Here is a 14,525-nt window from a genome sequence, read left to right on the forward strand (position 1 = left end):
CTTTCAATCCTGCGGCTATTGTGACCTGATGCGTGACGAGTTGCAAGGAAAAGACTAAGATAAAATAGTCATTCTTAATGGAAAACAGAGGGATTTTTATGGAGCAGCGAAAAACTTTCAAATTTGCGTCTTTCAATCTTTTGAATTTTGCATCGCCTCCTTATGCATTTTATCAGCCTGAAGAAACTTACAATGACACACAGTGGGCCACAAAAACGCAGTTTATTACAGGCCTTATCCAACACATTGATCCAACTGTCATCGTATTCCAAGAAGTGTTCAACCCAGATGTATTAGCCTCATTGTGCGAAGACTTAGGCCTAAGTTACTTTGCAACAGTAGACTCACCCAAACAGGATACCGTTTACCCAAACGTACTATTTAACCCAGTAGTGGCCATCGCTTCAAAAATCCCATTTAAGCAATGCAAGCCGCTAGAACCTTGCCATGAATTATTAGAATATTTAAATAACCTCGCGCATTTCAAGTTTAATCGCACCCCAATCAAATGCACGTTTGACCTAGATGAATTCGGCTTATTAACGATTTACGCCGTACACTTCAAATCTCAACGTGTCCATTCAATGGCACCATTACTTGGAGATCCAGACCAAGAAGATCCATTTCTAGTCATGCTCAATCAAACGGTAGGCACAATGCAGTCTCAAATTTCCCGCTCTTTAGAAGCGTCCATTGTGTATTACGACGCTTTGAAAACACAAAGAGAGAAGAACTCCGCAACACTCGTGATGGGTGACTTCAATGCCCACATTACCAGCCCTGCTCTGTCGTTTATGACAGAACAATTTCCAATTATCAGTGAGTCCTCTCAATTGGGCAGCGTTGGTTTATTTGAAAGCTTTGCTATTGCAGACAATCAACCCGAGTTAGGAGTAAAGCCTCCTACCCATTATTACCACGGTGAGGGTAATGTATTAGATTATATTTTGGCGTCTAAAGAATTTACACCTCGAGACCCTAATACACGTGTTAACTCGTTAACTTATCATAATTATGCAAGCCATTTGGACCCTAAAAGGGACGAAGAGGACATAAGATATTCAGATCATGCGGCAATTGCGATAGAAATTACAATTTAATAAACAAGCTATGCTATTATCCCAGCCATTAGGTATAAATTGGAAAATATAATGAGAACATTAGGTGTTGAAATTACTGGTAGCGAAGCGATGCTTTGTCTTTTATCAAAAGAGAACGACGTATTCGACATTAGGGATATTCGACAAACTCGCTTCACATTGGCAAACATCGGCCAAGATCAAGAAGCAATGCGCAAGTTTCACTTTGATGTATCAAAACTGGTAGAAGATTATCAAATCGATACCATTGCAATTCGTCAAAGAGCGCATAAAGGAAAGTTTTCGGGTAGTGCTGCGGGCTTTAAAATGGAAGCTGCTTTTCAGCTGATCCCGAACACTGAGGTACACTTACTCAATGCAACCGAAGTGAAAGAACAACTAAAACGCAATCCGGTTCCTGTAGATTATGCCGACACTGGATTAAGAAAGTACCAAGAACAAGCATTCACAAATGCTTATGTACTGATCATGCGCAAAACGTATGGACATGATGTAGAAGACGAACAAGCTTAATACGCTTCTTTTGCACACTTATTGTAAGGTGAGTCACATCACTCACCTTTACTGTCACCCTATTCTAATTTTTCTCTCTTCAATACTATTTATATAAACGCTAACTTATACACTTCATTTTCTGCTAATCTCGAAAACTCGAACAAATTTTTCGCGCATGTTGGAATTAAAAAGGATGTATTAATGTACAAGCTGTTTGAAAAACTCACTGATGCTTTTCCCACAAGAGACGCAAAGCAACCTCCTAACTCCCTCTATGCTTTTTGTCGACATTATAGTCGTGGTATGGAATACCCACTCATTATCATGTCAATATGTGCCGCTTCTCTTGCGACTCTAGAAGTTATCTTATTTAGCTTTATGGGTACCTTGGTTGATTGGATGCAAACCATGAGCCCTGAACAGCTTTTCGATAGCAAAAGCCAAACTTTAATGACCATGGCTGCAATTACCGTAATAGCAATTCCAATATTAGTCTTTGTACATAGCGCATTTTTACATCAAAGTTTGCTAGGCAACTACCCTATGTCAATTCGCTGGCTAGCACACAGGTACTTGCTCAAACAAAGTATGTCTTTTTATCAAGACGATTATGCCGGCAGAATTTCAACTAAATTAATGCAGACGTCATTAGCGATTAGAGAAGCCGTGATGAAGCTGCTCGATGTATTGGTCTACATCGTTGTCTACTTTAGTGCCACACTGATTCTGATTGGTAGCAGTGATATACGTTTACTCATTCCGTTATTTGTCTGGTTATTCTTCTACGTTTGCGTGCAAGTTTATTTTTTGCCTAGGCTTAAGCAAGTGTCTTCAGAACAAGCCAATGCTCGTTCAGAAATGACAGGGCGCATCGTAGATAGCTACACCAATATATCCACCGTAAAACTCTTCTCTTACACCAAGCGCGAAGAAGAATATGCTAGAAGCAGTATGAATGTGTTTATGCAACCCGTTTACAAACAAATGCGACTAGTCACCAGCCTGAATGTGAGTATCCAAGTCTTAAATTACCTGTTGGTGTTCTCCGTTGCCGCCCTATCCCTATTCCTTTGGTCAAAGAATGTGATTTCAGCAGGTGAAATAGCTATCGCCATCAGTCTTTCATTAAGACTCAATGGTATGTCCCAATGGATTATGTGGGAAATAAGCAGTTTATTTGAAAATATTGGCACTGTCGTGGATGGTATGAATACACTATCGAAGCCCGTCGAAGTCGCCGACACGCCCAATGCAAACGACCTCATAGTAACCAGTGGACGTATCAACTTTAAAGATGTCACTTTTGCTTACAAGCGTATGGATAAAAATCTATCTCCCCCCGTGTTTGATGGATTATCTTTAGACATAAAGAGCGGTGAAAAAATAGGCATTGTAGGACGTTCCGGCTCTGGGAAATCAACACTGGTGAATCTGTTGCTTAGATTTTACGATATTCAGCAAGGCGATATTTCAATAGATGGACAAAATATTGGCCATGTAACACAAGAGAGCCTAAGAAAACAGATTGCTATGGTTACTCAAGATACCGCTTTGTTACACCGCAGTATCCGAGATAATGTCCTGTACGGCCGACCTGAAGCAAGTGAAGAAGAGTTACTACTAGCGATCAATAAAGCACAAGCGAGTTCATTTATATGGGACCTAGAGGACAGCCATGGAAATCAAGGATTAGATGCTCAAGTTGGTGAGCGAGGCGTTAAGCTTTCTGGTGGTCAGAGGCAGCGCATTGCCATTGCCCGTGTTTTGCTAAAAGACGCTCCCATTTTGGTACTTGATGAAGCGACATCGGCCCTCGACTCTGAATCAGAGCAAGCAATCCAAGCCAGTTTAGATGAGTTAATGCACGATAAAACGGTCATTGCGATAGCCCATAGATTATCAACCATTGCGCAAATGGACCGTTTGATTGTCCTTGAAAGAGGCGCCATTGTCGAACAAGGCACACATCAACAATTACTCGAACAAAATGGTATTTATGCAAAACTATGGGCGCACCAAACGGGCGGTTTTATTGGTGTGGACTGACACCATTGCAAAACAGCCTACAAGCTTGTTCAATAAATGACTCAAGTTGTTCTTCATCGACGGGAGGTTGCCACCTGATGGCCATTTCCCAAAATGTCAGCCTTTTTAATCCTCCCCAAAAGAAAGCCGCAGCAAAGTGTGCATCGTGATCGCCGAGACACCCAGCGTGAGCGGCTTCCTCAAACCATACGACCATAGACTGCTCACAATGGCTAAACTTTTCGTTTAGACGTTGTGCCTGGGCTTCACTGCGCATTGACTCAATCATCACAATACGAGATAACCTGATGTAATCAGGATCAGACAATAAACTCACCACACTAGAAGCCAAATGCTTTAACTGAACTTCAAAATCATAATTCGGAATAAACTGAATTGCAGTCAAAGGTTCAATGCGCTCGATGAGTAAAATAACAACTGCATCAAACAATGCCTCTTTATTTGGATAATGTTTATATAATGTCCTTTTAGATACTTCAGCCTTTTGGCAAATCGCCTCCATCGTTGTGGCTTGCAACCCATTTAATGCAAATTGCTCAATCGCTGCGCTAACGATTGCTTGCTGTTTGGCTGACAATTGTGTCATCAATTTCTCTCGCTTTTAACAATTAACATAAGTTTAATCAATAATCGGGACAATAAAAAGTATACGGTTACGTTTATTCACAATAAATAAAAGTACACGACATCGTTTACCTTTCAAGAAAACAAGTATACACTAGCGTTTACTTGTATAATTGTCGAGTTTATAACCTTTACTTTGGTGTGAGGAAGGTATCAAATGACAATATGCCCAATAATTCCCTCTTCGGAATAATTTATACAAGGTAGTAAGCTAAACTGTTATTAGCGATTGCTGCGGCAGTTTGGAAAGCGCGATAGTAAATAGGATTTGGAGTGTTCATGTATCCGGCATCATTCAAAAGCAAAGTTAAACACCTTTCTCTAGCTCTTTTTGCAGTAGGTACTTTAAGTGCTTGCTCAGAAGCACCACAACAACAAGCAGGGTTTGGTATGCAACCTGCTCAAGTCAGTGTAACTCACGTTACAACACAAAGCGTACCATTTAAAATCGAATTGCCTGCTACTCTACTTGGCGACAAAGAAGTAGAAATTCGCGCCCGTGTGTCAGGGTTAATTGAGTCAAGAAATTTCGACGAAGGACAATACGTAAAAGCAGGCCATTCATTATTTACCATCGAATTAAAACCATTTGAACTTGAACTTGAAAAAGCGCAAGCTGATTTGCACGCCGCAGAAGCAAATGTAGCACAAGCGAAACGCGAACGAGATCGATTAGAAAAGCTCAAAGACGAACGCTCAGTTTCAAAGCGTGATTTCGACAATGCCGTTTCGGCATACGATATTTCATTGGCAAACTTAGAGTCAGCCAAAGTAGCGTTAAGTGAGGCTAAACTCGATTTAGAGTACGCGCAAGTGAAAGCACCTGTATCTGGTATTATTGGCCGAGAGAAAGAATCTCAAGGCAGTTATATCTCAGGTCCAACAGTGCTGTTAACTGAGCTCACAGACACCAGTGTCATGCGAGCTCGCTTTGGTTTCTCTGAGCGTGAACAATTGGCCATGCGAAAAGACGTCGAACTTGGCACATTAACCCTACCAAAAAATAACGAGTTTGATGCCACCATCATTTTACAAGATGGTTCGGTCTATTCTGAGCAAGGAAAAGTGAACTTCTCAGATGTTCGAGTTAATCGCTTTACAGGTACCTCTGAGTTGCAAGCTCGTATAGCAAACTCCAATGGTGAGTTAAGGCCTGGTCAATTTGTGCGTGTGCAGCTAAGTGGCGCAGTTAGAAACCAAGCAATCGTTGTGCCTCAACGGGCTGTTTTAGATAGCGGTACCGGAAAATTCGTTTATGTCGCAACGGAGAACGAACAAGGTATGACCGTTGCTTTACCTGCACCGGTCACTGTTGGTGAATGGGTACAATTAAATGGTCAAAATATGTGGGTCATTCGTTCAGGGCTTGCGCCAAATCAACCCGTGATAGTTGAAGGCATGGCACGTATTTTCTTCCCAGGTATGCCCGTTAACGTAGCGGCTCAAGGAGAATAAGCCCTATGTTTTCTAAATATTTTATTGATAGGCCTATTTTTGCCTTCGTGATCTCAATTGTAATAGTGCTTGCAGGCCTTGCCGCCATGCGGACATTGCCAGTTGCCCAATATCCAGAAATATCACCACCTCAAGTGCAAGTCACCGCTGTATACCCTGGGGCGTCCGCTGACGTACTAGAACAAACCGTTGCTGCGCCCATTGAAAACGCTATCACCGGTGTTGAAGGCATGATGTATATGGAGTCAATTAGCAGTAGCGCAGGTGCAACAACCATCACTGTGACCTTTGAGATTGGGACCGACGTTGACCAAGCCGCGGTTGATGTGAATAACAGGGTAAAGCAAGTAGAAGCCCGGCTACCTGAAGAAACCCGGCGTCAAGGCGTTGTTGTTGCAAAAGGTTCATCAAGCTTTTTACAGGTTCACGCCTTCTACTCGCCTGATAACAGTCGTTCAAGTTTATGGACGTCTAACTATGTCACAATGAATATATTGGACAATATTAAGCGTATTCCTGGGACGACCAATGTTCAGATATTCGGCGCGCGCGATTACGCGATGCGAATATGGCTGAGACCTGACATTATGAGCCAACTCAAAGTCACGGTAGAAGAAGTCACCAATGCGATCCGAGAGCAAAACTCACAATATGCAGCGGGTAGTATTGGCGCGACACCAACATCAACCAGCCCACAAGAATTGGTTTACAGTGTCACCGCTCAAGGTCGACTCTCTACCCCTGAAGAATTTGACAATATCATCATTCGTGCGAATGCTGATGGCTCAACGTTAAGACTCAAAGACATTGCCCGTGTTGAACTCGGTTCAAAAGATTATAACTTCAACGGTACAATCAATGGAAAAGATGCCGTACTACTGGGTATCTTCTTGCAACCCGGTGCAAATGCGTTAGATGTCGCTAATGAAGTTGAAGCTGAAATTGAAAAGCTAAAAGTGCAATTTCCGCAAGGCCTAGCACATTTAAACTCTTACGATACAACGCGATTTGTTGAGGTTTCTATACGTGAAGTATTGATCACACTTGGTGAAGCCATGGTGCTGGTTTTTTTAGTGGTATACCTATTTTTACAAAATTGGCGCGCAACTTTAATTCCAACGCTCGCAGTACCTGTATCTTTACTTGGGACCTTTGCAGGCCTTTATATGTTAGGTTATTCAATTAATACTTTAACTCTATTTGGTATGGTGCTCTCAATAGGTATTGTCGTTGACGACGCTATCGTTGTTTTGGAAAATGTCGAACGTATTATGCATGAGCAGCATGTCAGCGCTAGAGAAGCTGCTTATAAAGCAATGGAAGAAGTCAGTGGGCCAGTTGTCGCAATTGTACTCGTGTTATGCTCAGTGTTTATTCCTATTGCCTTTTTAGGTGGGTTAACAGGCGAACTTTTCCGACAATTTGCGATTACCATCTCAATCTCAGTTAGTTTATCGGGTGTAGTCGCGTTAACAATGACCCCTGCCCTATGCGTCTTAATTTTAAAACATGAAGATAAACAGACCGCACGCTTTTTCTTGTGGTTTAACGATTGGTTTACCCGCATCACAGGTAAATATGTTGGCTCAGTGAGCTTTATGATCCGCCGTGGTGCGCTAGGTTTTGTACTTATGTCAGCAATGGTCGCGACAACCATCTTTATGTGGCAAAAAACACCGGGCTCACTCGTGCCAGATGAAGACCAAGGATTCTACATCAGTGCTGTTTTCTTACCGGATGGGACATCTCTAGAGCGAACAACAGAAGTGACAAACCAAGTTATTGAAGCTGCTCAATCCAACCCCGCAAACGAAAATGTTGTTGCTTTCACCGGTTTTGACTTTTTAGGAGGTGGCTATAAAAACAACGCAGCGACCTTATTTATCACGCAGAAGCATTGGGATGAACGTGAAGTTGACTCAAAAGCCCTTGTTGGAGAACTGTTTATGAAAACAGCACACATCAAAGAAGCATTGGTTCTCGCTTTCAACCCCCCAGCTATCTTCGGGTTAGGTTCTACTGGCGGATTTGAATTTTACCTACAAAACAAAACTGGTGCAGACCCTGAAAAGCTAAAACAAGGTATGCAGTTAATGATGAATGCTGCGCAGCAAAGCCCTATATTGGGGGGGTTACAGACTCTATGGCGACCTGACGCACCGCAACTTCAAGTTCATATGGATAGAGAACAAGCCAGAGCAATGGGCGTCAATATTAACTCTGCATTTAACGCCCTTGCTGCAAATCTGGGTAATTACTATGTGAATGATTTTAATAAATTTGGTCGCTCTTGGCAGGTTATTATGTCTGCAGAAGCTCAATTTAGAATGTCTCCACAAGATGTAGGCCGTATTTATGTAAAGAACAACCAAGGAGATATGGTACCTATCTCTGCGTTTACAGACATAGAGTTTTCTCGCGGCCCTGAAAGCTTGCATCGATACAACAACCTATCAGCAGTCAAATTGATGGGCAATGCAGCGCCAGGTTATAGTTCAGGGCAAGCAATTGCAGAAATCGAACGTATTGCAGCTGAAGTTCTTCCACCAGATATGACGTTCGAATGGACTGCTTCTGCATTCCAAGAAAAGCGCAGTTCTGGCACCACCGGACTTGCTCTTGGACTAGCTGTTGTGATGGTGTTTTTGATCCTTGCCGCTTTGTATGAACGATGGTCTTTACCAGTATCAGTTTTACTAGCACTGCCTTTTGGCACTTTTGGCGCGCTTGTCTCAATTTGGATAGCAGGCCTTACCAATGACGTATATTTCCAAATTGGTCTGGTTACCCTGCTCGGTCTTGCAAGTAAAAATGCAATTTTAATTGTTGAATACGCTTTGATGAAACACCAACAAGGCTGGAGTGCAAGTACTGCGGCGCTTGAGGCTGCCAGATTGAGGTTCCGACCTATCATAATGACATCACTGGCGTTTATTTTAGGCGTCGTGCCGCTCGTTCTCAGCTCTGGAGCTGGAGCTGGCGCAAGGCACAGCGTTGGCACTGGTGTGATGGGCGGCATGATGGCTGCAACATTCTTAGCGGTATTTTTCGTACCCCTGTTTTTCTATTGGTTAACTACAAGAAAGTTTACCGAGAAACGCTCAAAACAAGAGCTGGCAAAAGAAATTGCAGAACATCATAAGCATGACCACACAGATACACCAGAAGATCTAGCTTAACGCTGCACAATAAACGCCAGTAAACTGGCGTTTATTGTTTTACGACTCATCAGTTACAAATGATAACAAGGTTTTGGCTGTAAAAGCACCAAGCCATTATGTTACTATTTGCAATTATTTTCCTACAAAGGCTAAATCTTTGCGTTTATTTGTCGTACTTGCACTCGCATTAGTAATCAATTTTCCCGTATTTAGTAGCACACAGAATTCATGGCAGCAAACCTATGACATGTTACGCGCGCAAGATACACATGATGCATTTGAATTTTTAATTAAAGAAGTTGAATCGACACAACCCAGTGCCAAACGTGTCTATATTGGTGCTACGCTAGTAAGAACTGCGCTTGCATTGAATAAAGAGCACAATTTAAGCGCATTAATAAATTACGATAACAGCGAGTATGACAAAATTTTAAAAAACCTTGTTAGCGCTTTAAACAGTGCGCATAACAATGAGTATGAACAAACGATGCAAGGCTTTAAACAGGCCATTACGCTTGCTTATACCATCGAAGATCCGGCTTTAACAGCAACCGTTGAGTTATTTTTCATTAATGCCAAAATCACTTTAGCAAATTACATACAACTCGATCACCATATTAAAGAAGTAGAGCGCAACGCAAATATCCTTAAAAAACCATTTTGGGGTCTAAACTCTTTACACAATGCCAAAGCTTTGAATGCTAACTTTTTAGGAGATCATGCTCAGGCTATTGAAACGTACAAACAAGCCATCGCCAACTCACAATATGAAGGTAACAAAGCGCCTTATTATAATAATTTAGCACTGACATATTTAGAAATTGGTAATTACACCGATGCAGTCAAATACCTAGAAAAATCTTTGGCCTTGAGAAAAGTACAAAATAATGAGTTTAAGGTGGCACTGACCATGTTAAATCTGGGTATAGTTGCCAACAAAGCTGAGAAATATGACACGGCTCTACAATGGCTTAATCAAGCACATCAATACTATGTTAAATTCGATAACACTTATCGCCAAGCGTACACTCTAGTGCAAAAAGCAAAAGTGTATACCAATACACAAAAGATAGATCTTGCAACGATCGCTCTTGAACGCGCTTTATCTAAAATAAGTTTAACGAATAATATTAATTTGATCACAGACATTCGCCTGCAAGCGGCTGAAAATATGCGTGCTATTGGCCAATATGAGGATGCCATTAGCCAAGCAACTTTGGCCTATAACCTATCGAGCAACGTCAGTGATAAAACTCACTTAATTCACAGCTTAGAGCTACTATCTGAACTTTACGCGATGCGATCTAACTATGAGCAAGCTTATAAATTGCAAAGCGAGTTAGTTGCACAAAAAGAGCAGTTCAATACTCATAAAACCATGCAAGCGATGTTGGCACTCGAATCTGAACTTGAAGTCACCGCGCAACAATTAGAAAACATTCGCTTGGAAAAACATAACAACAAACAGCTTGCCCACATTTCCCAGCTTGAAGAGCGACAACAGTTTCAAGCCATCATTATACTCTTCTCATTGCTGCTGCTATTCATCAGTCTTAGAGGTTATTCTAAACACAAATATCGGGCTCAGCATGACAATTTAACTGGTGCGCTTACGAGAAGTACTTTTCTCAAGGTTGTTTCAAGAACCGCGGTCCCTGCAATAGGAAAACAACATTGCTTGGTGTTGTTTGACTTAGATCATTTCAAACAAGTTAACGATGTATATGGCCATCCTACTGGTGATATAGCATTAAAACAAGCAGCATTGCTCGCCAAGCACTTTTTCGGTAAAAGCGCCCTTTTATCACGCTTTGGTGGCGAAGAGTTTATGTTGTTTTTACCCAATTTAATGCAATCAAACAATGAAAACGTGATTGAGAAATTCAGAGTAGAACTAAGCAAGCTTCCGATTGAAACAGAGTCAGGAGAAACGATTCATATTACCGCAAGCTTCTCAACTTATTACTATAAAACATCGCCACAAAGCCTAGATAAAATATACAGCAAGTTAGATGTCGCACTATACCAAGCCAAAAAGTCAGGCAGAAATCGAGTGGTATGTGCTGTTTGATAGTATTTTAAGCTTTATGGGAAGACAGTACGAAGTTGTAGTAAAGCCATGCGATTTGTTTTTTTGCAAAGCTGGTTGAGCATAAACTATGCCCAACCAAAGCGCCCTTAAAGCCCAAAAACAACCTTCTCACTTTTCAGCATCTTACTGCTCAGCATTGTGAATACCACAAATAGCCCTAAAGTACTGAACGATGATAAAAGCACTTGTAAGAGCGGTAATTCATTCCCTTTTATCACTTCAATCATGGCGTACTGCTGAGCCGCAATAGGTGCCCATTGAACATATTCGGTAGCGATGTCATAGGTCGTCATCATACTCAAGCCAATTGGTACAAATAGTACAAACGCGACGTACGACTGTGCTTCTTTAAATGACTTCGCCATAAATGACACAAAAACCAATAAACTGGCGGACATTAAAGCAATTGGAAGACCAATAAGCGTGCAGAAGAGAATGAACATCACATCCAAGTTAATACTAAAACCAAGCTGTTCCCATGGCACCATACTATAAGCAAATTTTGACACGATAAGCACTAACACAAGACCTATCATTGAATAGCTTGCAATCGCAGCAACTTTTGCTAGTACAATCTGCGTGCTACTCAAAGGGTGGCTTAGTAGCAGTGCCAGTGAGTTTCGCTCTCTTTCTCCAGCACTTGTATCAATCGCCAAATTCATAGCAGAGTAAAATAACGCAATAATTATAGATAAAGTCGCAATGCCAAGAAACATGCCCCCTTTTGAGTCAGGCGTTGCTTGATCTTGAGTTTGTACATTAACCGCACGCATAATACTGGGATCAATTCCGCGACTGATGAGTCGCAATCCTGCGATTTCTGAGTTATATCGAGCAAGTGCCCTCTCTAGCCTACGCACTGATTTAATGAGCTTATTGTCAGACTTATCTGCAATTATTGTGACTAATGCACTTCGCCCCTCAGACATATCTTCTGTGTAATTTAAATCTATAACCAGTTCAATCGGCTTAACATTTTCACCATCACCATGACTTATATCGAGTCCATCTAAGTAAGCGACGAGATTAGGCGCAGCGTCTGCGTTTTCAATGCTAATTTTTAGCGCGTCTGGAGAGCTCAACTGTTTAAGTAAAATCGTAAACAGCAAACACATTACTATGGGAGCACCAATAGCATAATATAAACCCGCCATCACCGAGCGTTTATCACGGCTCGCATCTAGCATCTCTTTTTTGTATAAAACCTGTACTAGCCTCATCATGCTGCAAGCCCCTCATCTGAGCCTATCAATGTGATAAAAGCTTCCTCTAACGTGTCCTTTTGAGTCTGTTCACACAAAGCCTGAGGGGAACCTTCTGCCACTACTTTACCATTTGCCATGACCACAACATGATCACACAGTGCTGCTACTTCTTGCATCACATGGCTGGAGAACAATACACAGTGCCCCTGCTCTTTGAGCATAAGAAGTAAATCTCGTAGGATACGAGTACTCATGACATCAAGCCCACGAGTTGGCTCATCCAAAATTATATTGGTAGGCTGGTGCACAATCGCTTGTGCCAATGCTGTCTTCATCCGCTGACCTTGCGAAAACCCCTTACATTTCCTATCAGCAATATCTATCATTTGCAGCTTTTCAAGCACACTTTGAGTTGCATCTGCAGCAGCTTGTTTTCCCAAACCACTTAACTCAGCAAAAAACTGTACATACTCTCTAGGCGTCAGACGTTCATATAACCCACATGGATCAGGAAATAACCCGAGCTGCTGCTTTGCAGCCATAGGGTCTTTAACCACATTAATATCGTCTATTTTTGCATAACCGCTATCAGCTTGAAGTAGCCCAAAGACCGTTCTAAGGCAAGTTGTTTTCCCCGCCCCGTTTGGACCCAGTAGGCCAGTGATTTTGCCATCTTCAGCACGAAAGCTTAGTTTATTGAGCGCTTGTACTGAGCCGATTTTCTTTTCTAATTCGAATACTTCAATCATTATTTTTGCTCATGGCTATGGTTAGCTACAGGTCCATTAATATTCAAGAAATACTGTTTCCTGTTATCCTTATCGAGACAATCAGTGGTGAGTTCAGAAAACGCCAAAGTATTAATGAATTGTCCAATGACTTTATTGGCGCATGTCTGTGACGCAACCCCATGTGTCGCAGAAGGCGCAACCAAATGTTTTGCATTACTAAAGCTCACCATCGCAAGATCCGCCCAGCTAGGAGGCGTTGCAGGGTCAAGCCCACCGGATAACAATAGAATAGGAATATTAGTCTTCACTGGTTTGTAAAAATCGTGTTCAACAGGCTCCACTTGCCAAATGGGACAGACCATATCAAGTGATTCGATCATCATCTTACCAAAGTAAGATTGGCTATATTTCTGCCTGTCAGACTGGGTTAAAACTGGCCAGTCCTCACCACAAGTAATCGCACTGTGCATACCCATGGCAATGTTGCCTATGGTTTGCTCATTGCCAAGTAAACCGACTAAAGGGCTGTAGTTCCCTTTTTTGGCAGAATCAATGACTAACGGGATCAGAGAACGAGATGTATGACCATATAAAGCCATTCTAATAGCGCCACGTAATTTACTTTCTGTGAGCACAAGTGTGATCTCTTCATGCGTTCTCGGATGCCTAACCGTTAGCTTTATTGGCTCATTTTTTAGTTTTACCAACAGATCTTGATAATCATCAGCCAAAGTGGGGAATTGTTTTAAGCACGCTTTATTCGCCATACAATCTAAGAACACTTCGTTAAGTGCACTGTCTATTGCATCACCTATCGCAACAAGGCTTTGTTGCATAGGTACAACCCCATCTAATGTTGCACTCAATACAGAGTTCGGATATTGACGCAAATACTCCTGCGCGATACGGGTGCCATATGATGCGCCGTATAAATGCAATTTATCATAGCCTAATGCAACCCTGACTGCTTCAAAGTCGCTGGCCGCGGCTACAGTAGTAAAGTGTGACAGATCCACTGCTAACTGCGCTTTACATGCGCTGGTTTCTTCTTTTGTGAATGATACAAATGACAATGCTTGATCGTTAAACGCAAATTGCTCTTCAATTGTCCCTGTGTCACATTGCAGGAGTTGTGATTTTCCTGTCCCTCGTTGATCTACGAGAATAATATCTCGATTCTCTCGAACATATTTTAAATTTCGAGCAAAAATTGCTGCAACTTCAATAGCTGACTGCCCAGGACCACCAGCGAACGCAAGAACCGCCTCTTTGGGGTGTAATTGTTTTATCGCTGGGATGACAGCAAAATGGATATCAATATTCTCGGAAGGTGACTTATTCGACAGTGGTTGGCTCACAGAGCCACACATTAAGCGATCTGCAAGGCCTTCCACATAACACGCTTCAAGCGTGCTGTTTTGTTGTGCGAAGGATATCCCAGAATAGACAATGGCAAGGGATGTTAAGCTTTGACCAATCAACTTAACAAAATGATTGCCGTACTTATTCATTACTGTTTTCCTTATTCTAATCAGCAAGTATTGTTATAATTTTGCTGATAACTTCCTGCATTAACCGATTAATACAGTCGGCGTTAGGATAGAGGGCAGGCATTA

At 41.9% G+C, this 14,525-nt stretch carries 10 protein-coding genes; 6 read left to right on the forward strand and 4 right to left on the reverse strand.

What is annotated here, in order from left to right; genetic code table 11:
* Positions 1-98: 98 nt before the first annotated feature.
* The 3 genes from S4054249_RS11405 (at position 99) to S4054249_RS11415 (ending at position 3,641) form a co-directional block, all read left to right on the forward strand.
* Entirely contained in the window at positions 99-1,100 is a 1,002-nt protein-coding gene (locus S4054249_RS11405; protein ID WP_046355072.1) for an endonuclease/exonuclease/phosphatase family protein, read from the forward strand.
* 51 nt (positions 1,101-1,151) lie between these two features.
* Positions 1,152-1,613 (forward strand): DUF3010 family protein, encoded by a 462-nt coding sequence (locus S4054249_RS11410; protein ID WP_046355055.1) that lies wholly within the window; start codon positions 1,152-1,154, stop codon positions 1,611-1,613.
* A gap of 183 nt (positions 1,614-1,796) precedes the next feature.
* On the forward strand, positions 1,797-3,641 hold the full coding sequence (locus S4054249_RS11415) for an ABC transporter ATP-binding protein (protein WP_046355054.1): 1,845 nt from the start codon (positions 1,797-1,799) through the stop codon (positions 3,639-3,641).
* Here S4054249_RS11415 and S4054249_RS11420 read toward each other — a convergent pair.
* Positions 3,625-4,227 carry a TetR/AcrR family transcriptional regulator gene (locus tag S4054249_RS11420; RefSeq protein ID WP_046355053.1) on the reverse strand — a complete coding sequence of 201 codons (603 nt, stop codon included), beginning with the start codon at positions 4,225-4,227 and terminating at the stop codon, positions 3,625-3,627. The two genes, S4054249_RS11415 and S4054249_RS11420, sit on opposite strands and share 17 nt — an antisense overlap.
* Positions 4,228-4,544: 317 nt before the next feature.
* On the opposite strand from S4054249_RS11420, the gene S4054249_RS11425 reads away from it, so the two are divergent.
* From S4054249_RS11425 to S4054249_RS11435, 3 genes are all read left to right on the forward strand, one after another.
* On the forward strand, positions 4,545-5,720 hold the full coding sequence (locus S4054249_RS11425) for an efflux RND transporter periplasmic adaptor subunit (RefSeq protein WP_046355052.1): 1,176 nt from the start codon (positions 4,545-4,547) through the stop codon (positions 5,718-5,720).
* Positions 5,721-5,725: 5 nt separating this feature from the next.
* Complete coding sequence (locus S4054249_RS11430) at positions 5,726-8,899, forward strand: efflux RND transporter permease subunit (protein WP_046355051.1); 3,174 nt, start codon at positions 5,726-5,728, stop codon at positions 8,897-8,899.
* Positions 8,900-9,038: 139 nt separating this feature from the next.
* The gene (locus S4054249_RS11435; protein WP_145925013.1) at positions 9,039-10,952 is read left to right on the forward strand and encodes a tetratricopeptide repeat-containing diguanylate cyclase; all 1,914 of its coding nucleotides are present in this window, start codon (positions 9,039-9,041) and stop codon (positions 10,950-10,952) included.
* Positions 10,953-11,059: 107 nt separating this feature from the next.
* Here the strand turns inward: S4054249_RS11435 and S4054249_RS11440 are convergent, their stop codons facing one another.
* From S4054249_RS11440 to S4054249_RS11450, 3 genes are read right to left on the reverse strand one after another with little or no spacing between them, the layout of a single operon-like run.
* Positions 11,060-12,196 (reverse strand): ABC transporter permease, encoded by a 1,137-nt coding sequence (locus S4054249_RS11440; RefSeq protein WP_080928295.1) that lies wholly within the window; start codon positions 12,194-12,196, stop codon positions 11,060-11,062.
* Entirely contained in the window at positions 12,193-12,927 is a 735-nt protein-coding gene (locus S4054249_RS11445) for an ATP-binding cassette domain-containing protein (RefSeq protein WP_046355049.1), read from the reverse strand. Before S4054249_RS11445 ends, S4054249_RS11440 begins: the two co-directional genes overlap by 4 nt.
* Complete coding sequence (locus tag S4054249_RS11450; RefSeq protein WP_052960887.1) at positions 12,927-14,420, reverse strand: alpha/beta hydrolase; 1,494 nt, start codon at positions 14,418-14,420, stop codon at positions 12,927-12,929. The genes S4054249_RS11445 and S4054249_RS11450 overlap by 1 nt, the downstream gene beginning before the upstream one ends.
* Positions 14,421-14,525 lie beyond the last annotated feature (105 nt).

The organism is Pseudoalteromonas luteoviolacea (genome assembly GCF_001750165.1).
In the GTDB taxonomy this organism is placed as follows: Bacteria; Pseudomonadota; Gammaproteobacteria; order Enterobacterales; family Alteromonadaceae; genus Pseudoalteromonas; species Pseudoalteromonas luteoviolacea_G.